Source organism: Buchnera aphidicola BCc, from assembly GCF_000090965.1.
Taxonomy (GTDB): Bacteria; Pseudomonadota; Gammaproteobacteria; order Enterobacterales; family Enterobacteriaceae; genus Buchnera_F; species Buchnera_F aphidicola_F.
Window position 1 is genome coordinate 325,014 of sequence record NC_008513.1, and the last position, 24,188, is coordinate 349,201.

Annotated in this window: 22 protein-coding genes, 1 tRNA gene and 1 other RNA gene; 16 read left to right on the forward strand and 8 right to left on the reverse strand. The window is 18.8% G+C overall.

Going from position 1 to position 24,188, the window contains the following annotated elements; all coding sequences use genetic code 11:
• The first annotated feature begins 157 nt into the window (after positions 1 to 157).
• Together nusB and BCC_RS02105 are read left to right on the forward strand one after the other, a co-directional pair.
• Positions 158 to 586, forward strand: a complete 429-nt coding sequence (nusB, locus tag BCC_RS01460; RefSeq protein WP_011672665.1) for a transcription antitermination factor NusB — start codon at positions 158 to 160, stop codon at positions 584 to 586.
• A gap of 68 nt (positions 587 to 654) precedes the next feature.
• Positions 655 to 819, forward strand: coding sequence for a TusE/DsrC/DsvC family sulfur relay protein (locus tag BCC_RS02105; protein ID WP_148209411.1), 165 nt, complete (start codon positions 655 to 657; stop codon positions 817 to 819).
• Between the two features lie 101 nt (positions 820 to 920).
• On the opposite strand, the gene BCC_RS01470 is transcribed toward BCC_RS02105, so the two are convergent.
• The 5 genes from BCC_RS01470 to cyoA are packed head-to-tail and all read right to left on the reverse strand — an operon-like array spanning position 921 to position 5,716.
• Positions 921 to 1,841 (reverse strand): protoheme IX farnesyltransferase, encoded by a 921-nt coding sequence (locus BCC_RS01470; RefSeq protein WP_011672666.1) that lies wholly within the window; start codon positions 1,839 to 1,841, stop codon positions 921 to 923.
• Positions 1,814 to 2,137, reverse strand: coding sequence for a hypothetical protein (locus BCC_RS02110; protein WP_011672667.1), 324 nt, complete (start codon positions 2,135 to 2,137; stop codon positions 1,814 to 1,816). The genes BCC_RS01470 and BCC_RS02110 overlap by 28 nt, the downstream gene beginning before the upstream one ends.
• Before the next feature lie 37 nt (positions 2,138 to 2,174).
• Positions 2,175 to 2,759 carry a cytochrome c oxidase subunit 3 gene (locus BCC_RS01480; RefSeq protein ID WP_011672668.1) on the reverse strand — a complete coding sequence of 195 codons (585 nt, stop codon included), beginning with the start codon at positions 2,757 to 2,759 and terminating at the stop codon, positions 2,175 to 2,177.
• Positions 2,760 to 2,806: 47 nt separating this feature from the next.
• The gene (gene cyoB / locus BCC_RS01485; RefSeq protein WP_011672669.1) at positions 2,807 to 4,780 is read right to left on the reverse strand and encodes a cytochrome o ubiquinol oxidase subunit I; all 1,974 of its coding nucleotides are present in this window, start codon (positions 4,778 to 4,780) and stop codon (positions 2,807 to 2,809) included.
• A gap of 57 nt (positions 4,781 to 4,837) precedes the next feature.
• Positions 4,838 to 5,716: a ubiquinol oxidase subunit II gene (cyoA, locus tag BCC_RS01490; RefSeq protein WP_011672670.1), complete on the reverse strand. Its 879-nt coding sequence runs from the start codon at positions 5,714 to 5,716 to the stop codon at positions 4,838 to 4,840.
• A 487-nt stretch (positions 5,717 to 6,203) separates the two neighbouring features.
• On the opposite strand from cyoA, the gene BCC_RS01495 reads away from it, so the two are divergent.
• The 8 genes from BCC_RS01495 (at position 6,204) to BCC_RS01530 (ending at position 16,674) form a co-directional block, all read left to right on the forward strand.
• On the forward strand, positions 6,204 to 6,503 hold the full coding sequence (locus BCC_RS01495) for a BolA/IbaG family iron-sulfur metabolism protein (RefSeq protein ID WP_011672671.1): 300 nt from the start codon (positions 6,204 to 6,206) through the stop codon (positions 6,501 to 6,503).
• Between the two features lie 207 nt (positions 6,504 to 6,710).
• Positions 6,711 to 7,313, forward strand: a complete 603-nt coding sequence (locus BCC_RS01500) for an ATP-dependent Clp protease proteolytic subunit (RefSeq protein ID WP_011672672.1) — start codon at positions 6,711 to 6,713, stop codon at positions 7,311 to 7,313.
• A gap of 52 nt (positions 7,314 to 7,365) precedes the next feature.
• The gene (gene clpX, locus BCC_RS01505) at positions 7,366 to 8,628 is read left to right on the forward strand and encodes an ATP-dependent Clp protease ATP-binding subunit ClpX (protein ID WP_011672673.1); all 1,263 of its coding nucleotides are present in this window, start codon (positions 7,366 to 7,368) and stop codon (positions 8,626 to 8,628) included.
• 107 nt (positions 8,629 to 8,735) lie between these two features.
• On the forward strand, positions 8,736 to 11,084 hold the full coding sequence (lon, locus tag BCC_RS01510) for an endopeptidase La (protein ID WP_011672674.1): 2,349 nt from the start codon (positions 8,736 to 8,738) through the stop codon (positions 11,082 to 11,084).
• A gap of 124 nt (positions 11,085 to 11,208) precedes the next feature.
• A complete protein-coding gene (locus BCC_RS01515; RefSeq protein WP_041749141.1) occupies positions 11,209 to 11,943 on the forward strand; it encodes a SurA N-terminal domain-containing protein in 735 nt (244 codons plus the stop codon).
• A 783-nt stretch (positions 11,944 to 12,726) separates the two neighbouring features.
• The gene (locus BCC_RS01520) at positions 12,727 to 13,062 is read left to right on the forward strand and encodes a hypothetical protein (RefSeq protein ID WP_041749142.1); all 336 of its coding nucleotides are present in this window, start codon (positions 12,727 to 12,729) and stop codon (positions 13,060 to 13,062) included.
• 101 nt (positions 13,063 to 13,163) lie between these two features.
• Entirely contained in the window at positions 13,164 to 14,888 is a 1,725-nt protein-coding gene (locus tag BCC_RS01525) for an ABC transporter transmembrane domain-containing protein (RefSeq protein WP_011672675.1), read from the forward strand.
• A gap of 31 nt (positions 14,889 to 14,919) precedes the next feature.
• Positions 14,920 to 16,674, forward strand: coding sequence for an ABC transporter transmembrane domain-containing protein (locus BCC_RS01530; RefSeq protein ID WP_011672676.1), 1,755 nt, complete (start codon positions 14,920 to 14,922; stop codon positions 16,672 to 16,674).
• 16 nt (positions 16,675 to 16,690) lie between these two features.
• Here the strand turns inward: BCC_RS01530 and ffs are convergent.
• Positions 16,691 to 16,787: signal recognition particle sRNA small type (gene ffs, locus BCC_RS02090), an RNA gene on the reverse strand.
• Positions 16,788 to 16,900: 113 nt separating this feature from the next.
• Here ffs and dnaX point away from each other — a divergent pair.
• The 4 genes from dnaX (at position 16,901) to BCC_RS01550 (ending at position 21,130) form a co-directional block, all read left to right on the forward strand.
• Positions 16,901 to 18,007, forward strand: a complete 1,107-nt coding sequence (gene dnaX / locus BCC_RS01535) for a DNA polymerase III subunit gamma/tau (RefSeq protein ID WP_011672677.1) — start codon at positions 16,901 to 16,903, stop codon at positions 18,005 to 18,007.
• A 103-nt stretch (positions 18,008 to 18,110) separates the two neighbouring features.
• Positions 18,111 to 18,419, forward strand: a complete 309-nt coding sequence (locus BCC_RS01540) for a YbaB/EbfC family nucleoid-associated protein (RefSeq protein ID WP_011672678.1) — start codon at positions 18,111 to 18,113, stop codon at positions 18,417 to 18,419.
• A 107-nt stretch (positions 18,420 to 18,526) separates the two neighbouring features.
• Positions 18,527 to 20,401: a molecular chaperone HtpG gene (htpG, locus tag BCC_RS01545; protein WP_011672679.1), complete on the forward strand. Its 1,875-nt coding sequence runs from the start codon at positions 18,527 to 18,529 to the stop codon at positions 20,399 to 20,401.
• 90 nt (positions 20,402 to 20,491) lie between these two features.
• Positions 20,492 to 21,130, forward strand: coding sequence for a nucleoside monophosphate kinase (locus BCC_RS01550; protein ID WP_236607826.1), 639 nt, complete (start codon positions 20,492 to 20,494; stop codon positions 21,128 to 21,130).
• A gap of 14 nt (positions 21,131 to 21,144) precedes the next feature.
• On the opposite strand, the gene BCC_RS01555 is transcribed toward BCC_RS01550, so the two are convergent.
• Positions 21,145 to 21,219 (reverse strand) — tRNA-Arg (locus BCC_RS01555).
• Between the two features lie 144 nt (positions 21,220 to 21,363).
• Here BCC_RS01555 and folD point away from each other — a divergent pair.
• Positions 21,364 to 22,218, forward strand: a complete 855-nt coding sequence (gene folD, locus BCC_RS01560; RefSeq protein WP_011672681.1) for a bifunctional methylenetetrahydrofolate dehydrogenase/methenyltetrahydrofolate cyclohydrolase FolD — start codon at positions 21,364 to 21,366, stop codon at positions 22,216 to 22,218.
• 10 nt (positions 22,219 to 22,228) lie between these two features.
• On the opposite strand, the gene cysS is transcribed toward folD, so the two are convergent.
• Positions 22,229 to 23,659 carry a cysteine--tRNA ligase gene (gene cysS / locus BCC_RS01565; RefSeq protein WP_011672682.1) on the reverse strand — a complete coding sequence of 477 codons (1,431 nt, stop codon included), beginning with the start codon at positions 23,657 to 23,659 and terminating at the stop codon, positions 22,229 to 22,231.
• A 193-nt stretch (positions 23,660 to 23,852) separates the two neighbouring features.
• Here cysS and ybeD point away from each other — a divergent pair, with 193 nt between their 5' ends.
• Positions 23,853 to 24,116, forward strand: coding sequence for a DUF493 family protein YbeD (gene ybeD / locus BCC_RS01570; RefSeq protein WP_011672683.1), 264 nt, complete (start codon positions 23,853 to 23,855; stop codon positions 24,114 to 24,116).
• Positions 24,117 to 24,188: the final 72 nt, after the last annotated feature.

Below are 24,188 nucleotides of genomic sequence, written 5' to 3' on the forward strand. Positions count from 1 at the left end.
ACAATATTTTTATAAAAATAAAAATATAGAATACAAAAGAACAATAAATTTAATTTATATAGAATATAAAATAAAATTTGTTTATACTATTAAAATAAATCATAATATATATATTATAAAAAATATTTTATATATAAAATAGAAAGGTATTTCTACCATGAAATCAAAAAGAAGAAAAGCTAGAGAGTTAGCAATACAAGTGTTATACTCTTGGCAAATATCAAAAAAAATTGTACTATTTGAAACTGAAAAATATGTTATAGAACAAAACAAAAAATATTCTTTAGATAAAATTTATTTTCATAAAATAGTTACTGGAGTCATAAAAAATATATTTTATATCGATAAAATAATTAAAAAAAATATATCAAAAAAAAAAAATAGATTAGATTATATAGAACAAGCAATACTTCGATTGGCATCCTATGAAATTATTAAAAGATTAGATATTCCATATAAAGTAATTATTAATGAAGGAATAGAATTAGCTAAAATATATGGATCAAATAAAAGTCATAAATTTATAAATAGTATATTAGATAAAATAATTACTAATAAAAATAATATCAAAATAAAAAATTTTTAAAAAATATCAAAAAATTTTTAACAATATGTATTTCTTATAATAAAAATGAACATAATTAAAAAAAAAAAATGGAACATAAAAATTGCAGAAAAATTGCAAAACAACTAAACGTTAATATGAGTAAAAAACATTGGATAATAATTTTTCTTATGAGAGATTTTTATAATAAATATAATTTAACACCAAAAACAAGAATGTTTTTACAGTATTTAAAAAAAAAAAAATATTTTTGACTAGTCAAGATTTATTTATCCTATTTCCAAAAGGATTTATTAAATATGCTAGTCAAATATCAGGATTACCAATTAATAATAATTGTTTTTAAAAAAAATTTTTAAAAATTATTTAAACTCATTAAAAAACTTATCATAAAAATAATAAATATAGAAAAGAAAAACATAATTCGAGACCAAATTTTAATTGTAAAATATCTAGAATTACTTAAAAAAGAAAAAATAAACCATAGAAAGATAAAAAAACTAGTATACAAAAAATAAAAAAACTTTACATAACCAAAAAAATATAATAAAAAATTAAAAAAAAATAAATTCAAAATACATATTGAAATAAAAATTATTGTTTTTAATTTTCCATATAAAATCGGAAATACTGGAAGATTTAATAATTTATAATCTGAATATCTATATATTATTATAGAATAAGAATGTGCAATTTGCCAAAAAGAAAACATAAAAAACAAAATTGTACAACATCTATTTAAACAATTATTAACAGCAACATACCCTATAATAGGTGGTAAAGATCCAGAAACACTACCTACAAAAGTTGAAAAATATGTTTTTCTTTTAAATAAATAAGAATATAAATAAACATAAAAAAAAAATCCAAAAAAAGAAATTATTGTACATAAAAAATTTATATATATATAAAAAACTAACAAGCCTAAAATTAATAATATAATAGAAAAAAAAAATAATATTTTTAATAAAAAAACATTAGTATTTATACATAAAAATCTATTTTTAGTTCTATTCATTTTTTTATCTATATCTCTATCAATAATATTATTTAATATACAAGATGATGAAATAATAAGTATTAAACCAAAAACTGTTTTTAAAAAAAAAATTTTTGATAACTTTTCATTTAAAGCTAAAAAAAATCCTCCAGATAAACAAATAATATTTCCTAAAATAATCCCGGGTTTTATCAATTCAATAATATTAAATATTTTATTATTTTTAAAAAAAACAAAAAAAATTGATATTAATGATTTAAATTGTCGAAAATCCATAAAGATCCTATACTAATAATACAGATAATAATGATAGTAAATATTAATGATAATATAATTAAAAAATTTTTTTGAGAAATATTAATTTCAAAAAAATATTTAAAATATAAAAGTAATTGTATAATAATTAAATTATAGAATAAATATTTGTTTTTTTGAAAAAAATAATAATCTTTATATAATAAAAAAAAATAAAAAAAAACAAAAAACAATGAAATAAAAAAACCAATAAAAAATTTTTTCTTTAAAAAAATAAAAATAATATCTTTAAAAGTATATTTTTTTTTTACTAACATATATTAATACCCCAAATAAATTATAATATTTATTATTTTAATTAAAATAAACACAAAAAATAAGAATAATCCAAATTATATCTAAAAAATGCCAAAACAAACAACAACATATCAATGATATGTATAAAAAATTAGAGAATTTTAAAAAAAAAAATTGAAAAATTGATATTATTATCCATAATAATCCAAAAATAACATGTAATCCATGTATACATAATAAAACATAAAAAGAAGAAAAATATCCATTTGTATTAGGAAAAAATCCTTTTTCAATAATATTCAAGAATTCAAAAAACTCTAAACTTATAAAAGTAGATCCTAAAATTAATGTTATAAATAAAAAAAATAATATACATTTCTTATAAGATTTTTTTAAAAAATATTTTATTAAACTAAAAGATAAAGAACAAAATAATAAAATTAAAGTTTCTAAAAAAAGGACGAACTTTGAAAATAATTTATTTTCTCTTAAAAAACCATTATATCCATGTCGTGACATTATTATATGCACAATGAATAATACAGAAAAAATAATACAATCACTCATTAAATAAATCCAAAAACCTAAAATACTATTATTTTTTAGTGAAGAATATGAAACATAATCTTTTTTATTATTCATATTAATTCCTTATATAAAAATATTACTTAATAAATGAAATTTAAAAATTATTTTTTTAATAAATGTTTGTTTTCAATATCTTTTATTTTTTTTATTGAAATAAAATATCCTTTATCAAATGTAAAAAATTTTTTTAATAAAATAAAAAAAATGCCAAACAATGAAACCCATACTAACCACCAGATATGCCAAACAATAGAAAAACCAAAAAAAGTAGAACAACAACCAATTGCAATACCAAAATAAGAATTACTTGGCATATGAATTTTTGTAAAAATATTATTTTTTATATTACCCTTATTATTTACTTTATCAAACCAAAAATTATCTATAGTTTTTATTTGTGGTATAATTGCAAAATTATATATTGGTGGAGGAGAAGGAATAGACCATTCTAATGTTCTTCCATTCCAAGGATCACCAGTATTATCTTTATATTCTAATGTATTACGATTTTTAATTGAAACAATTATTTGTATAATTTGAAATAAAATACCTAAAAAAATAAAAAACACACCAATAGCAGAAATAGTCAATAACCCATGATATTCACAGTCAATATTTTGACTTAATCTACGTGTCATTCCCATACAACCAAGTATATATAGTGGCATAAACGCTGTAAAAAAACCTGTTATCCAAAAAACAAAAGCACATTTTCCCCAATATTCATTTAATTTAAATCCAAAAATTTTTGGAAACCAATAAGTAATTCCAGCAAAACAACCAAAAACAACACCACCTATGATAACATTATGAAAATGTGCAACTAAAAATAAACTATTATGAAGTACAAAATCAATAGGAGGTATTGATAATAATACTCCAGCCATTCCTCCAATTGTAAAACTAATTAGAAACCCAATAGTCCATAACATAGAAGAATGGAATCTAATACGTCCACGAAACATAGTAAACAACCAATTAAAAATCTTTACTCCAGTAGGAATAGCTATAATCATTGTAGTAATGCTAAAAAAAGAATTAACATTAGCCCCTGAACCCATTGTAAAAAAATGATGTAACCATACAATGAATGATAAAACAGTAATAACAATTGTTGCCCAAATTAAAGAAATATATCCAAATAATGATTTTTCTGAAAATGTTGAAACAACTTCAGAAAAAATACCAAATATAGGTAGAATCAATATGTAAACTTCTGGATGTCCCCATATCCAAATCAAATTAACATATAACATCATATTTCCACCCAAATCATTTGTAAAAAAATGAAAACCAGCATATCTATCTAATGATAAAAATAATAATGTAATAAATAAAACTGGAAAAGAAATTAAAATAAGAATATTAGTACATAAAGAAGTCCAAGTAAAAACAGGTAATTTAAACATTGACATACCAGGAGCACGAAGATTAATAATTGTTACTATAAAATTTATAGATGTTAATATTGTTCCAATACCAGAGATTTGTAAAACCCAAATCCAATAATCAACTCCTACACCCGGACTGTATATAATTCCAGATAATGGAGGATATCCTAACCAACCAGTTTTAGCAAATTCTCCTACTCCTAAAGAAATCATTAATAATACTGATGAACTAGCAGTTAGCCAAAAACTTATATTATTAAGAACAGGAAAAGCGAGATCTCTAGCTCCAATTTGTAAAGGAATTACTAAATTCATTAAACCTATTACTAATGGCATTGCAACAAAAAAAATCATAATTACTCCATGAGCTGTAAACACTTGATCATAATGATCAGATGAAAAAATACTAGTATGCTCTGGTAATGATGAAAAAAATTGTTGTAATCTCATAATTATTGCATCTGAAAAACCTCTAAGAAACATAACAAAAGATAAAATAAAATACATAACAGAAATTTTTTTATGATCAACAGAAGTAAACCATTCATTCCATAAATATTTCCATTTTTTCACATATGTAATATATACACATACTAATAATGAAAAAAGAAAAATTAAAAAACAAGTTCCTATAATAATTGGTTCATGATATGGTATTGAATTAATTGTTAATTTTCCAAACATTAGAAACAATCCTTATAATAAAAAAGTATAAATATTATTTTTAGAAAAAACATTTAATTATGTATTATGACAAGAATTAAATATTTTAATTATTTTATAAAACAATAATGGATCAGTATATGAAAAATATTCATTTTTATATTTTTTACTATTTTTTGATAAATTTAAAAATTGTTTTTTAAAAGATAAAAACTTTTTTTTTGATTTAACTTTTTTAATCCATTTATTAAAATGAAATAAATCATTTTGAACATAAACTTTAAATTTCATATTAGAAAAACCATTACCACTATAATTTGAAGAAATACCTTTATAAATTCCGTTACTTAAAGCTATTAAATTTAATTCTGTTTTCATTCCAGCCATAGTATATATTTGACTACCTAAATTAGGAATAAAAAAAGAATTCATAACAGAATTAGAAGTAATCTTAAAATTCACTGGAACATTTTTAGGAAAAGATATTTCATTAATTGTTGCAATTTTATAATAAGGATAAATAAATAACCAACGCCAATTTAAAGAAACTACTTCAATTGTAATAGGTTTATTAATATTTACTTTTAATTTTTTACTAGGTTCTAAACTATGTGTAGTATTCCATGATAAAAATGCTAAAAAAGAAATTATAAAAATTGGAATTAACCAACATATAATTTCTAAAAAATATGAATGTTTCCAATTTGGAGTATATTTTTCAGATGTATTTGAATGTCTATAATAATAGACAATAAAAAAAACTAACATTAAAACAGGAAAAACAATAATAAACATAATTTTAAAAACTAATAGCATTAATTCAAATTCTAATTTTGAAATATAACCTGAAACATTTACACATATTTTTTTACTCATATATATCATAAAAAAAAATATTATAGAAACAAAAAAAATCATTAATAATTTAAAAATATTATATTTACTAAATTTTTTCATAGTTTTTAAACCTATATAACATAATATATTTGTTTTTTCTTAATAAAAAATACTTTAAAATATAAAAAACATTTTTTATATAAAATAATTATTTGTAATAATAAAATTTATTAATCTATTAAAATTAAATATAATAAAATGTTTAACAATTCTAAATTGACAGTAACGATAATTATACTGTATATTAAAAATAATAATGTATTTATATATATAAAAATTTTAAAAATTAATTTTATAACACAATTCATAATAAATAATAAATAATAAATAATAACATTATTACATAGCGAATTATTTTTTCAAAATAAAATATTAAATTTATAATAATAAATATTATTTATAATATTTTTAAAAATTTTATTAAAAATTTAAAATTCAAAATAATATCAAAATATAAATAAAAATATTTATCATAATTATAAATATTATGATCTTAATAATTATTAATTCAATAATAAAATAAAAAATTATAATTAAATCTACTATAATGAAAAAAAAAATTAAAAAAAAAATTAAATCTATATTTGATATATTTTATCTAAAAATTTCTAAAGTTACTCATTTTAATAAAAATTATAGAAAAAATTCAAAACATTATATGATAATAATATCTGCATATGAATTTAATAAATTATCTTTATTAGAGCAACATAAAAAAATTTATAAAATTTTCTTTAAATATATTCCAAAAAAAATTTATTCTATACAAATACAAACATTTACAGTATTTCAATGGAAAGAAAAGAAAAAAAAAATATTTTTACCAGTATCTTGTATAAATTCTTAAAAATAAAATTTTTAAATGAATGAATATATATTTGTATTTAAAAATAAAATCAAAATAAAAATATTTATTTCTAAAATATTTTTTATAAAAATATATATGAAAATATTTAAAAATATTTAAAATATATAAAATTTTATATAAAAAGTAATATAAATAAAAAAAATTTATATTAATTTAATATAAACATTTTTTAAAGAGAAATTAAATATGAATAATATTAAAAAAAAAAATCAACAAAAAAACAATTTACTTATACCATTTGTAATTGAAAAAACAAATCATGGAGAAAGATCATATGATATATTTTCTAAATTATTAAAAGAAAGAATAATTTTTATTACTGGGATAATCGATGATAATATCGCTAGTATTGTTATATCTCAAATATTATTTCTAGAATCAGAAAATAAAAAAAAAGATATTTTTATATACATAAATTCTCCTGGAGGTATTATAACATCAGGATTATCAATTTATGATACTATGCAATTTGTTCAACCTAAAATTAATACAATATGTATTGGACAAGCGGTCTATGCAGCTATATTATTATGTTCAGGAAACAAAGGAAAAAGATTTAGTTTACCTCATGCTAGAATTATGTTACATCAACCATTAGGTGGTTTTAAAGGACAAGCATCAGATATTATGATACACGCTCAAGAAATAAAAAAAATAAAAAAAATAATAAATAACTTATTATCTTATCATACCAAACAACCAATCAAAAAAATAAAAAAAGATACAGAACGTGATTACTTTTTTTCAGCACAAGAAGCTATTAAGTATGGTTTAATTGATTCTTTTTAAAAAAAAGAAATATTTATAAATAAAAATGTTTTAAATAATCATAGAGAAAAAAATGGATAATACAATTGATAATCAAGATATTATATTATGTTCTTTTTGCAAAAAAAATCAAAAAAAAACAAAAAAAATGATTACCGGTCTATCAGGACATATTTGTGACCAATGTATTTTACTGTGTTATGATATTCTAAATAAAAATAAATTTCAAAAAAACAAAAAAAAAATTAAATTATATACACCAAAAATTATAAAAGAATATTTAGACAAATTTATTATAGGTCAAAAAAAAGCAAAAAAAATAATTTCAGTAGCTGTATATAATCATTATAAAAAAATTAATTATTTATTAAAAAAAAATCGTTCCCTAGAATTGGGAAAAAGTAATATTTTAATTATAGGACCTACTGGAACTGGAAAAACTTTAATAGCTGAAACATTAGCAAAATATTTAAAAGTACCATTCGCTATAGCAGATGCTACTACTCTTACAGAAGCAGGATATGTAGGAGAAGATGTTGAAAATATTTTAAGAAAATTAATAGAAAACAGTAATTTTGATATAAATAAAGCAGAAAAAGGTATTATATATATTGATGAAATTGATAAAATTACAAAAAAATCAGAAAATCTTTCAATTACTCGTGATGTTTCAGGAGAAGGTGTACAACAATCATTACTTAAAATAATAGAAGGAACTATTGCATCAGTTCCAATAAAAGGAACAAGGAAACATCCACAACAAGAAACATGGAAAATAAATACCTCAAAAATTTTATTTATTTGCGGCGGATCTTTTTTTGGATTAACAAAAATTTTATCTAATCGTTTAAATAAAACATCTAATATTGGATTTAACAAAAAAATTAAAAAAATAAAAAAAAACAAAAAAAAAAACAATTATTTAAATAAAATACAACCACAAGATTTAATAAAATTTGGTTTAATTCCAGAATTTATTAGCAGATTACCAATTATTGTTACATTAAAAAGTCTAAAAAAAAGTGATCTAATTAAAATACTCTGTAAACCGAAAAATGCTCTTATAAAACAATATAAAAAGTTGTTTTCTTTAGAAAAAGTAAAATTAAAATTTGATAATACAGCTCTAAAAGAAATTGCAAAATATGCTATTAAAAAAAAAACAGGGGCAAGAGGATTACGATCAATATTAGAATCAGTTTTATTAAACACCATGTATAAAATACCTACATTTAAAAACATAAAAAGTATACATATTGATTCTTCTGTTATAAAAGGAATTCATCCGCCAAAATTATTTTTTTTAAAAAAAAAAACAAAAAAAAATAATATATAAATTTTATATTATATCAATGTATAAAAATATTTTTATAAAGTTAAAATAACATCTATAAAACTATAAAAAGTTTTATATATATTTAAAATTCTAATAGAGAGATATATATGAATGCTGGGTATTCTAAAAATGTTGATATTCCAATATTACCCTTACGGGATATTGTAATTTATCCGTATATGGTTACTCCTTTATTTATTGGTCGAAAAAATTCAATCAAATGTATAGAATTTTCTATGCAAACTAATAAAAAAATACTTTTAATCACACAAAAAGAACCAACTATAGAAAATCCAAAAAAAAATGATTTATTTAAAATTGGTACTATAGCAAAAATCTTACAAATATTAAATTTGCCAGATGGAACTGTAAAAATTTTAGTTAAGGGAAAAAAAAGAGCAAAAATAGAAAAAATAAAAAAAAATAATAATTATTATTTAGCAAATATAAAATTTATTAAGCCTATTAAAATTGAAAAAAAAGAAAAAACAGTACTTATAAAAACAACAATAAAACAATTTAAAAAATATATTCAATTAAATAAAAAAATTTCATTAGAAACATTAGATAAATTAAAAAAAATTAAAGATATTGAAAAATTTAGCGATATATTAGCATATCAAATGCCTTTAAAAACAAAAGATAAACAAAAACTATTAGAAATGTTTAATACTAATAAACGTTTAGAATTTTTAATAGGAATTATGGAATCAGAAATTGAATTATTAAATATAGAAAAACGCATAAGAAATAGAATTAAAAAACAAACAGAAAAAAATCAAAGAGAATATTTTTTAACTGAACAAATTAAAGCAATACAAAAAGAATTAGGTGATATAGAAAATTCTATTGATGAACATGAAAAATTAAAAAAAAAAATAAATTTAGCAAAAATGCCTAAAGAAGCAAAAAAAAAAGCACAGAATGAATTAAGAAGATTACGAATGATGTCACCTTTATCAGCTGAATCTACAGTAGTAAGAAATTATATTGAATGGATAATACAAATTCCTTGGTGTAAAAAAAGTAAAATAAAAAAAAATATTCATATTGCTCAAAAAATATTAAATAATGATCATTTTGGACTTAATAATGTCAAAGAAAATATCTTAGAATATTTAGCAGTTCAAAATAGAAAAAGAAAAATAAAAGGTCCAATTTTATGTTTAGTTGGTCCTCCAGGAATTGGAAAAACTTCTTTAGGAAAATCTATTGCACGTGCTACAGGAAGAAAATATATACGTATGGCATTAGGAGGAATTAGAGATGAAGCTGAAATAAGAGGACATAGGAGAACCTATATTGGTTCCATGCCAGGAAAATTAATGCAAAAAATAGTAAAATCAGGTGTAAAAAACCCTCTTTTTTTACTAGATGAAATAGATAAAATGGCATTTGATATACGTATTGATCCAGCCGCTGCATTACTAGAAGTACTAGATTCAGAACAAAATAATTCTTTTAATGATCATTATTTAGAAATTGACTATGATTTATCAGAAGTTATGTTTATTGCTACATCTAATACTATGAATATACCAACACCATTATTAGATCGAATGGAAATTATAAGATTGTCTGGATATACTGAAGAAGAAAAAATAAATATTGCTAAAAAATATTTACAACCAAAACAAATGAAACAAAATGCTTTAAAGAAAAAAGAATTATGTATTCAAGATAACGCTTTTACAGATATAATTAGATATTATACTCGAGAATCAGGAGTAAGAAATTTAGAAAGAGCAATTTCAAAAATTTGTCGAAAATCTGTTAAAAAAATATTATTAGATACTAAAATTAGTGATATTGTGGTAAATAAAAAAAATTTAAAAAAATATTTAGGTATAAAAAAATATGAATATGGGAAAACAAATAAAAAAAATCATATTGGACAAGTAGTAGGACTAGCATGGACAGAAATGGGGGGCGATCTATTAACTATTGAATGTTCATGTGTACCAGGTAAGGGAAAATTGATATACACTGGATCTCTTGGAAAAGTTATGCAAGAGTCTATACAAACAGCTTTAACAGTTGTTAGATCACAAGCTAATAAATTAAATATTAAAAAAAATTTTTATAATAAAAATGATATACATATACATGTACCAGAAGGAGCAACACCAAAAGACGGACCTAGTGCAGGAGTAGCAATGTGTACAGCTATAGTATCCTGTCTTACAAATAATCCTGTCTTATCATGTATTGCTATGACTGGAGAAATTACATTAAGAGGAAAAGTATTAAATATTGGTGGACTTAAAGAAAAATTGTTAGCTGCTCATAGAGGTGGTGTAAAAAAAGTGTTTATTCCTTATGGAAATAAAAAAGATTTATCTGAAATACCTAAAAATATACTCTCTAAATTATATATACATAAAATAAAAAACATAGAAGAAATTTTTATTCTAGCTTTAGAAAAAAATCCTTATATAAGACATATAAATAAATAACAATGTGAAGAAAAAATTGAATAAAGTTTATCTTTATACAACTTAGCTAGTTAGAATACATATTCTTACTAGCTATGAAAATTCTATTTTATAAAACTATAAATTAGTAAACAATAAGGTTAAAATGATTAAATCATCTTTAAAAAATTTTTATAAAAAAAAAATTTTAATAATAATTACTATAGTTATTACATCTTCAATAATATTAAGTAGTTTATCTAGTTTTTTTATACAAAAAAGATCATTACCGATCTTAACAGTAAATCAAGAAAAAATATATCCTGAAGTATTAAAATTAATTTATAAAATAATAAAAAAAAAACAAAATAAAACAATTAAAGAAATATTTTTAAAAATAATATCTAAAGAAGAATACAAAAAATATATTTTTCAACAAATAATTATAGATGTTATAAACGAATCTCTTTTAAAAGAATACATTAAAGATATAAATTTTTATATTTCAAAAAAGAACATTAAAAAAATTATATATTCTTCAAAAAATTTTAAAAAAAAAAAAAAAATCAATTATAAGAAATATTTAAAATTTATTAATTATATACAATACACACATAATGAATATATAAATTCATTACAAAAAAAAATATCTGTAAAATATCTTATAAAACTCTTATCTAAATCTATTATTCTACTAAAAAAAGAAATTCATAATAAATTAAAAAAAATTATTGAAAGAAAAAACATACAAGTAATTCATTTTAATACTAAATTAAACAAATTAGAAAAAAAAAAAAATAAATCAAAAATAAAAAAATATTTTTTATTAAATAAAAAAAAATTTTATTACCCAGAATCTTGTATTATAAAAATAATTCATTTAAAAAAAAAAAAAAAATAAGTAATATAAAAAATAATTTCATTAATTTTTATTTAAAAAACATTAATAAAAAAAAAAATATAAAAAATATAAAATTTTACAAACTAATAGTTTAAAAAATGCAAAATTTTTATTAAACAAATTAAAAGAACAAAAAAAAAAAAAAAAATCATATAAATTCAATAATTTAAATAAAAACTTTAATTTAATATCTTTAGGCTGGATAAATAAAAAAAAAGTACCGAATTATATCAAAAAATTAAAATTAAAAAAAAATAAAGATTATTCGAAAATAATATTTTATAAAAAAAATTTTTTTATTTTTTTTCTAGATTCAATTTATAAATCCAAGTTAAATAAAAATAATATTAAAAATACTAAAATAATAAAAAAAATAAAAAATAATAATTATTTTTTTGAAAAAAAATTTTTTAAACAATCTATTAATAACACAATAAAAATAAAAAATAAAAAATTAGAAAATTTATTTATTAAAAAAAACATAAAAATATTTAAAACAAAACCAATTAATTATCAAAATATAATGAAACATAAATATTTAAAAAATTTAAGGATGTATATAAAAAAAAAATTTTTTTTATAAAAAATCTATTCAAAATAATTCAAAAATCCATATTTATAAAAAAAAAAAATAATGATATTTATTTACTACAGATACACTCATATACCTCAAAAAAACTACAAAATAAAAAAACAATATATAAAAAAATTTTAAATATTTTAAATCTTAAAGAAAAAAACAAAAAAAATTATTTAAAAATAAAAGATTTCTTTTTAACACCAATGAATCAAAAAAAAAAATTTTTACAAAAAAATTCTGTATATTTATATAATAGTCAAACATTATCAAGACAAAATTATGAAGAAATAATGCAAATACTTAATAATTTACCTCCAATAAAAAAAAATCATTATATATATTTATTATATAAACAAAAAAATAAAAAATATGAATTAATTATCATTAAAAAAGAATTTTTTAAAAAAATTGAAAAAAATGAAAAAAAAACCATTATTAAAAATATAAAAAAATATTTAAAAACAAAAACAATTAATAATATTTTAAATAGTTTATATAAAAAATCAAAAATTATTCTGAATTTTAATCAAACAAAATAAATTTTAGTATTTAAATAAAATTAATTTATTTAAAAAAAAATTAATTATTTACTTTATTTTCAAAAAAAAAAAATTCATTTTTTATAAAATAAGGAAAAATTATGGAAATATTTAAAAAATTAAAATGGTATTTTTTTCAGGAATGGAAAAAATATATAGGAACAATCGTAATATTAATTTGTATAACATTGTTACAATTATTACCATCAAAAATTATTGGTATTACTATTGATTTAATTTTAAATAATAAAATATCAACATATAATGTATTTCTAAAATTATTAAAAATAATTTTTATATCTATAATAATTTATATACTAAGATATTTTTGGAAAATTTTATTATTTAGTACATCTTATAATTTAACTTCAGAATTAAGAAAAAAATTTTGTAAATCACTATTAAAAAAAGATTTTTATTTTTTCTCGAAATATAAAAATGGTGATTTAATTACTAGAATTACAAATGATATTGATCGAGTAGTATTTTCTACTGGAGAAGGTATATTAACTATTATTGATTCAATTATAGTTGGGTTTTCAATATTTTTTATGATGTGTATACAAACTAATTGGAAATTAACTGTATTTTCATTAATTCCAATGCCTATTATGGCGTATGTAATAAAAGGATATGGAATTCAGTTATATAAAAATTTTCAAAAATCACAAAAATATTTTTCTTTATTAAATAATCAAGCACAAGATAGTTTAAATAATATAAAAATGATACGAAATTTCGGATTAGAAAAATCAGAAATAAAAAAATTTTCTTTAATAAATAATTTAGTAAAAAAAAAAGATTTTCAAGTATCTAAAATTGATTCTAAAATTGAACCTATCATTCATAATTCTATTGCTTTGTCTAATTTATTTGCAATCTTAGGTGGAAGTTATTTAATTTCAAAAAAACAAATAACTTTTGGTCAATTAACTAGTTTTATTTTATATTTAGGATCTATGATTTGGCCTATATTAGCATTTGCATGGATGTTTAATATTCTTAGTAGAGGAAAAGTATCATTAAAAAGAATATATGAAATTATTGAAATGAAAAAAAAAAAAAACAAAAAAAAAGAATATAACATTAATTATAATAAAAACAATTTAAAAATAAAAATAAAAAAATTTTATTATCCAAATAGAAATAAAAATTCATTAAAAAACATAAAAATAAAGATACCTAATAAAACAACTTTAGGTATATGTGGACCTACAGGATCGACTTTATTCGATATTCAAAGATATTTTGAAATACCAAATGGATATATTAATTATAATAAACAAAATATTAAAAATATACCAATTAAAAAATGGCGTAATATTATTTCAATTGTTAATCAACAACCATTTTTATTTTCTGACAATATTTTAAATAATATCTCTTTTGGAAATTCAAAAGCTACATTTAAAGAAATAAAATATGCAGCAAAATTGGCATGTATACATTCTGAAATAAAAAAATTACCTAAAGGATATCAAACAAATATTGGAGAAAAAGGTATTAAATTATCAGGAGGACAAAAACAAAGAATCACAATAGCCAGAGCATTTCTGTTTCCTTGTAAAATTTTCATATTAGATGATCCTTTATCATCTGTAGATCATAATACAGAAAGAAAAATAATAAAAAATATTTATAAACACACAAAAAAATATCAATTAACCACAATAGTAATTACACATAGATTATCAATATTGAAAAAATTTAAAAAAATTATTGTTTTAAAAAACGGAAAAATTTTACAAAAAGGATCACATAACAAACTATTATCTGAAAATAATTGGTATCGTAATATGTATAATTATCAAAAATATAAGATATAAAAATATATTTTTATATATTAAGGAAAAAAAAATGAAAAAAAATAAATATTCTTCATGGAAACTAATAAAAAGATTATTATCATACTATTCTAAAAAAAAATCTTTATTATTCATTTCATGTGTATTTATTATGTTATCAACAATAACAGAAATATTAAGTCCCATTATATTAAGTAATTTTATTCAAAATATACTTAAATATCGTATTATTAAGCTAAAACCTATATTATATCTTATTTTTTCTTTTATGATATTACAAATATTAACCTCATATTTTTGTTATTTTTATACTATTTATTTTACTAAAATATCAACAAGTATTATTAAAGAAATACGAAAAAATATTATGTTTATTGCATTAAAACAACCTATGGAAATATTTGATCAAAAACCAATTAGTTCTATAGTTACAAAAATTACAAATGATACAGAATCAGTAAAAGAATTTTATGAAACTATTTTGTCTTCTTTTTTAAAAAGCATTATATTATTTAGTATGATATTAATATCTATGTTTATTTTAGATTGGAAAATGGCTTTGATTAGTTCTATTATAGCTCCATCAATTATACTTATTATGATAATACATCAATATTTAAGTAAACCAATTATTAAAAAAACAAAACTTCTTATATCTAAATTTAATAATACAATTAATGAAATTATTAATGGAATATCAGTTATTCAACAATTTAATCAAGAAAAAAAATTTATTAAAAAAATAAATAATATTAATAATAATTATTATATTTATAAAATAAAAACATTAAAAATTGATGGGTTATTATTAAGACCGTTATTAAATATAATTTCTTCTATTATTTTATCATCAATTATATTTATTACAAAAGCTTTTCCAAATAAAATATTAGAAATGAGTATACTACATACATTTATTAATTATTTAAGATATTTAAACGAACCTTTAGTTACAATTATTAATCAACAATCATTATTACAACAAGCTCTTGTTTCTTTTGAAAGAATATTTAAATTTATTGATTCCCCAATAAAAATATACGGAAATAATTATTCAATGTTTAAAACAGGAAAAATAAATTTTAAAAATGTGTATTTTAATTACCCTAATACTAAAAGAAAAATTTTAAAAAATATTACTTTAAAAATTCAAGATAAAAGTTATATAGCATTAGTCGGTAAAACTGGAAGTGGTAAAACAACATTATCTAATTTAATATTAGGACATTATCCAATTCAAAAAGGAGAATTATTATTAGATAATAAAAAAATTAATACAATTTCAAATTGTACATTACGAAAAAATGTTTCTTTTGTTCAACAAGAACCAACTATTTTACATGATTCTTTAATTAAAAATGTTTCATTAAATAGAAAAATAAAAAAAAAAAAAATTATCAAAGCTTTATACAAAAGTCAATTAAAAGAACTAATAGAAAATTTACCAAAAGGATATAAAACAATTTTAGAAAAAAATGGAAATTCTCTGTCTCAAGGACAAAAACAGTTAATAGGTATTGCAAGAATACTAATATCAAATCCAAAAATATTAATATTTGATGAAGCTACTGCTAGTATAGATTCAGAATCTGAACAAAAAATACAAAAAATTTTAGCAGATATTAGAAAAAAATCTACTGTAATTATTATTGCTCATAGATTATCTACAATTGTAGATGCTGATCTAATTATAGTGTTAGATAAAGGAAAAATAATTGAAATGGGTAATCATAAAAAATTATTAAAAAAAAAAAAAATATACTACAACATGTATATACATCAAAATAATAACAAGAAAAAAAAATAAAATATTTTGTATACACTCTTGTCAATAAAAACAATAACACCTACTTATTTAAGTTGGCTGCTTCTTCCCAGACCTGACCATTTTTTTAAACTTATAGCGTTATATCATTAACAAGAGTGTAATATATAAATATGTAGAAAATTTCTATCTATATACTTATAATAAATATTATATAGGAATAAATAAAATTAATCAATAAAAACATTATTACTTTAAAGTGAAAAAAATGAAATATAAAATTTTATCTAATAAATGGAGACCACAAAATTTTAATCAGATTATAGGACATAAATATACTGTAAAAATGATAAAAAATAGTCTTAATTTTAAAAAAATTCATCAATCATGGTTACTTTCAGGAATGCATGGAGTAGGAAAAACTACTATAGCTAGAATTTTAGCAAAATGCTTAAATTGTAAAATTGGAATTACATCTATACCATGCAGAAAATGTAAAAATTGTTTATCACTTGAAAAAGGAAAATTTTTAGATTTTATAGAATTAGATGCAGCATCTAAAACTAAAGTAGATGATATTAAAATCATGCTTGATACTACTAAATACGCGCCTATGTGTGGTAGATTTAAAATTTATTTAATTGATGAAGTTCATATGTTATCTAAACATAGTTTTAATGCTTTATTAAAAATACTAGAAGAACCACCAAAATATATTCAGATATATATAGCTACAACAAATATACATAAAATACCAAAAACAATAATTTCTAGATGTTTACATATAAAACTATCATATATTACACTGCATAATATATATAACTTTTTAAAAAAAATCACAAAAAAAGAAAATATAAAAATTAAAAAAGAAGCATTAAAAATTATTTCTAATACTTCTCAAGGTAGTATTAGAAATGCTTTAAATACTCTTGAATTTATTAGATCCTCAGTAAAAAATAAAACAGAAATAAAAAAAAAATATATATTTAAATTATTAGGAATACTTGATAAAAAAAATGTTCTAAAACTAGCTATAGAAATAATTAATAATGATTTTAATAAAATATTTAATATATTAAATAATGCAGAAAAAATTGGTATACAATATTCTAATATAGTATCATCTTTAATTATATTTTTTCATAAAATTTCTTTAATAAAAATTAATCAAAAAAAAAAAAAAAAATATAATAAAATATCCAAATATAAACAAAAAGTTTATATATTATCTAAAAAAATTTCCTTTAAAGATTTACAATTTTATTGTAAAATTCTTCTTCAAGGAAAACATTATTTAAATAATTCACCAAGTCCTAAAATTGGATTTGAAATAATGTTATTTCAAATATTTCAGTATATAAAAGAAAAAAAATAATTATTTTATATAATTAATAAAATAATTAATGAAACTAATAAAAAAATACAGATATCTCTATAAGTAAAATAATTTAAAATAAATTTAAAATTGGATAAATAACATGTATACAAAAGAAAAAATCAATGAGTTAATGGAAAAAGCACAAGTCATGAAAAAAGAAATGGAAAAAATACAAAAAGATATAAAAATGACGAAAATAAAAGGAGAATCAGGTGCTGGTTTGGTAACTATTTTTATGAATGGTAATTATAATTGTAGAAAAACAAAAATAAATGATGAAATTTGGAATGAAAAAAACAAAATTTTAATTCAAGATTTAATTACATCAGCTATAAATAATGCTGTTAACAAAATAACAGAATTACAAAAAAAAAAAATTATATTAAAAACCCCATTTCATAATGAATAAAATATATCAAATAATATAAAACATATGACAAAAAATCAGATATAATATATAAAAATTAAATAATTTATAAAACAAATTATTTATCTATATTTTAATAGGTATTCAATATGAATAATAAAAATAAAATAACACATACATTTCAATCAGAAGTAAAAGAATTACTACATCTAATGATTCATTCTTTATATTCAAATAAAGAAATATTTTTAAGAGAATTAATATCTAATGCATCAGATGCAATAGAAAAAATAAGATTTGAAAAACTATATAGTTTAAAAAAATATAGAGAAAATTTATATACACCTAAAATAAAAATTTCCATTAAAAAAGATGAAAAAAAAATTATTATTTCTGATAATGGTATAGGTATGACATATAAGGAAGTAATAAAAAATTTAGGAACAATTGCAAAATCAGGAACAAAATCATTTTTAAATAAAATTCAAAATATTGAAAAAAAAGAAAAAAATGATTTTATCGGACAATTTGGAGTAGGATTTTATTCATCTTTTATTGTTTCCAACTCTGTTTCTGTTTATACAAGACATGCAAAAGAAAAAAAAAACATTGGAACACTTTGGATATCAGAAGGTAAAGGAAAATATTCTGTAGAAAAAATTTCTAAAGAAGAACATGGAACAATAGTAGAATTATCATTAAAATCTTCTGAAAAAGAATTTTTAGAAATTTGGAAAATAAAAAATATTATAAAAAAATATTCAGATCATATTTCCATACCAATAGAAATAGAAAACTACGACGAAAAAACAAAAACAATTTCTTGGGAAAAAATTAACAAAGCACAAGCATTATGGACAATTAATAAAAATAATATTACTAAAAAAAAATATCAAGATTTTTATAAATATCTTACTAATGATTCAGAAAAACCATTACTTTGGAGTCATAATAAAGTTGAAGGAACACAAGAATATATTAATTTATTATATATTCCTAAAAAAGCAACATGGGATATTTGGCATCAAGAAAACAAACATGGTTTAAAGTTGTATGTTAAACATGTTTTTATTATGGATGAAGCAACACAATTTCTTCCAAATTATCTACGTTTTGTAAAAGGAATTATTGATTCCCAGGATCTTCCGTTAAATATTTCTAGAGAAATATTACAAGATAGCTCAATTACTCATATTTTACGAAAATCATTAACTAAACGTATTTTAAATATACTAAATAATTTATCAGAAAATAATATTAAAAAATATCAAAAATTTTGGAATGTGTTCGGAATAATTATTAAAGAAGGAATAGCTGAAGATTCTGAAAATAAAACTATATTATCTAATTTATTACGTTTTTCTTCTATAAAAAAAGGAAACATAGAACAAACATTATCTTTAAATGAATATATAAAAAACATGAAAAAAAATCAGAAAAAAATATATTTCATTACTTCAGATAGTTATAAATCAGCTTTAAATAGTCCGAATTTAGAAATATTTAAAGAAAACGATATTGATGTATTAATATTATCTGAAAAAATTGATGAATGGATGATGAATTATTTAACTGAATTTAATAATATAAAATTTCAATCAGTAAGTAAATTAGATGATACTATAGATAGTCTTTTATTAAAAAAAAATGTTTCTAATGAAAAAAACACATTTAATGAATTTATTGAAAAAACAAAAAAAATATTGAAAAATAAAGTTAAAGATGTAAAAATTACATATCGTTTAAAAAATACACCAGCTATAGTATTAACTGATACCAATGATATGAGCACACAAATGGCAAAAATATTTAGTGCTGCTGGACAACCAATTCCAAAAATAAAATATATTTTAGAAATTAATCCATTACATCCATTAATAAAAAAAATAGAAAAAATAAAAAATGAAAAAGATTTTTCTAATTGGATAAAAATAATATTTGATCAATCAATTCTATCAGAAAAAGGTAGTTTAGAAAATCCACATAAATTTATTCAAAGAATAAACAATTTCTTTATATCATAAAAATTTTATTTATAAAAATATCACTTATTTAAAATTGATGTATAATAAAATAATTTTTATAAAGGAAAATTTTTTATAATGCGTATTATTATGATAGGTCCACCTGGTAGCGGTAAGGGTACACAAACACAATTATTATCAAAATATTTTCATATTCCTTGCATTTCTACAGGAGAAATACTACGAAAAGAAATAAAAAAAAATAAAAAAACAAAAAAATATATTAAAAAAACAATTAATAAAGGTAAATTAATTAAAAATTCTTTTATTATTAAAATAATAGAAAAAAACATAAAAAAAAAAAAATTTTTTAATGGATTTATATTAGATGGTTTTCCTAGAAATATTGAACAAGCAAAATCTTTAAGTAAAAAAATAAACATAGAATATATAATATATTTAAAAATTAAATATGATGATATTATTAAAAGAATAACAGGAAGATTAATTCATGCATCTTCGGGACGAACATATCATAAAATATTTAATCCTCCAAAAATAAAAAATAAAGATGATATAACTCAAGAAAAATTATGTTCTAGAAATGATGATAATGAGAAAACCATAAAAATAAGATTACAAGAATACAAAAAACATACTAATCCATTAATTAAATGGATAAAAAAAAAAAAAAAAATAAAATTTATTGAAATACATGCAAATCAATCAATTAAAATTGTAAATAAAAAAATTATTTATAATATAAATAATAATAATATAAATAAATAATTATATATTTTTTTTGCGCTCTACAGGATTCGAACCTGTAACCTACAGCTTAGAAGGCTGTTGCTCTATCCAAATTGAGCTAAGAGCGCTTAAAAATTATATAAATAAAAATTTATATTATTATACTAAATAAGTGATTAAATAACAATAAATAAATTTTTACTAAAAATAAGATTAATAATAAAAAATATTTCTATAAAATAGAAAGAAAAAAATTAGGTTATATAAAAAATATGGAAACAAAAATTCTTGATGGATTAAAAATTTCAAAGAAAATTATAAAAAAAATAAAAAAAAAAATAGAAAAAAGAAAAAAAAAAAGAAAAAAAATTCCTGGTTTAGCTATGATTGTAATTGGAAATAATCCAGCTTCATTAATATATGTTAATAAAAAAAGAGAAGCATGTAATCAAGCAGGATTTTTTTCTATATATTGGCATTTATCAAATCAAATAGAAGAAATAGAATTAATTAATTTAATTAAAAAATTAAACAAAAACAAATGTATTGATGGTATTTTAATTCAATTACCATTACCTATTAAAATAAATTATTTAAAAATAATTACCAGTATTGATCCGAAAAAAGATGTAGATGGTTTCCATCCTTATAATTTAGGATCTTTATGTCAAAATAATCCTCAATTTAGATCATGTACTTCTAAAGGAGTAATTACATTACTTAAAAAATATAAAATCAATATACATGGATTATATGCAGTAATTATAGGATCATCTAATATAGTTGGAAAACCTATGTATATGGAATTATTATTAGCGGGATGTACAGTAACAATTGTAAACAAAAATACAAAAAACATAAAAACATATGTTAAAAAAGCTGATTTAGTTGTGATTGCTATTGGTCAACCAAATTTTTTATATGGACATTGGATTAAACTAGGAGCTATTGTAATAGATATTGGAATTAATTATTTGTATAATAAAAACAAATATAAAATTGTTGGTGATGTACATTTTAAATCTACTTCAGTAAAAACGTCTTATATTACTCCAGTACCAGGAGGAGTAGGTCCTATGACCGTAGTATCATTATTAGAAAATACACTACAAGCGTGTATAATGTAAAAATATTTAATTATATAAATCTATAATATGAAGAATAAGAATTATCTTCTACAATAACACCTAAACAAAACAATTTTTTTCTAATAATGTCTGATAAATTCCATTGTTTTTTAGATCTATAAAAATTTCTCATATGAAACAATTTTTCAACTATAATTAATAAATCAGTTGATTTATTACAAAAATTATCTTTTAAAAAAAAATTTTTAGGATCATTTTGAAATAAACCTAAAATTTTTCCTAAATAAACTAAATCAGATGCTAAAATATTAGCTAAATAAGTATTATTTTTTTTATTTTTGTAAATTAATTTTGATATTTTTTGCAAAATACTACATGCTTTGGGTGTATTAAAATCATCATTCATTGCACTAAAAAATTTTCTTTTTATTTTATTTCTTAAATGATATTCATAATCAATTTTTGTATTAATAGTTACAACACAATCTAATAAAGATCTATAAATCTTAATAAAAATATTTTTCATCATTAATAAATTTTTTTCAGAATAATAAAGTGGGTGTCTATAATGAGTAGCAAGAAAATACCATCTAATAATTTCAGAATCATATTTTTTCAATAAATATTGAATAGAAACAGAATTAGAAAATGATTTTGACATTTTATGATTTTTATTAATAACCATACCTGAATGTATCCAAAAATTAACAGAAAAAGAATTATTCATACTTTTTAATTGTGCTATTTCATTTTCATGATGAGGAAATAATAAATCAATCCCTCCTCCATGAATATCTACTACTCCATCTTTAAAAAAATTATTAATTATAGAAGAACATTCAATATGCCATCCTGGACGACCAGCTCCCCAAGGGGAAGACCAATTTGTACATGTATCTATTGATAATTGATTACTATGTTTCCAAAGAACAAAATCATTAATGTTATTAATATAATTTTTTTCTTTACTAATAGTAGTAAAATTTTTTTCTGAACAATTAAACATTCTATTAGATAAAAATCCATATTCCTTAAAATTATTAAGTTTAAATAAAATATCTTTATTATCAGAAACATAAGCATAATTATTTTTTAATAATAACTTAATAGAAGAAATAATATTAGATATGTGTTGTGTAACTCTAGGTTCTTGATCAGGTTTAATTAAATTTAAAGATAAAAAATCTTTATGCATTAATTTAATCATACGATTAACTAGAATATGAATTGATTCATTATTTATTTTTGCTTTATTAATAATTTTATCATCAATATCAGTAATATTTCTTATATAAAAAGTATTATATCCTAAATATTGTAAATAACGTATGATAATATCAAATATAATAAATGTACGAGCGTGTCCTATATGACAAAAATCATATGTAGTGACTCCACAAACATAAATATTAATTTTCTTATTCAATAAAAAATCAAAAATTTCTTTTTTTTTTGTTAATGTATTAAAAATTCTTAACATATAAATTCTCTTAACAATTATTTATTATTTTAAGTATTTAAAATTATTAAAAAATTTTATAACAGTAGAAATTTAAAAATATTTAAAAAAATTTAATTTTTTTTAAATAAAATTATATAATTTTTTTATAAATCCAATTAAATATAATATATAATATATAAATAATATATATATATACTATTCGGATATAAAAATGACAAATAAATTAAAAAAAATGTTAAAATTCCCTTGTACTTTTACTTATAAAGTAATCGGATTAGCGCAACCAGAATTGACTAATAATATTATAAAAATTATACAAAATCATATACCTGGAGATTACGCACCTCAAATAAAATCTAGTAATAAAGGAACATATTTATCAATTTCTATAACTATTTGTGCTAAAAATTTTAAACAAATAAAAAATTTATATAATGAATTAAGCAAAATTCACTTAGTTAGAATGGTTTTATAAATTAAATTTGCGATGCGGTATCATAATATTCCGCACCGCAAAAGTACTACTAAATCAATTAGTATAATAAAA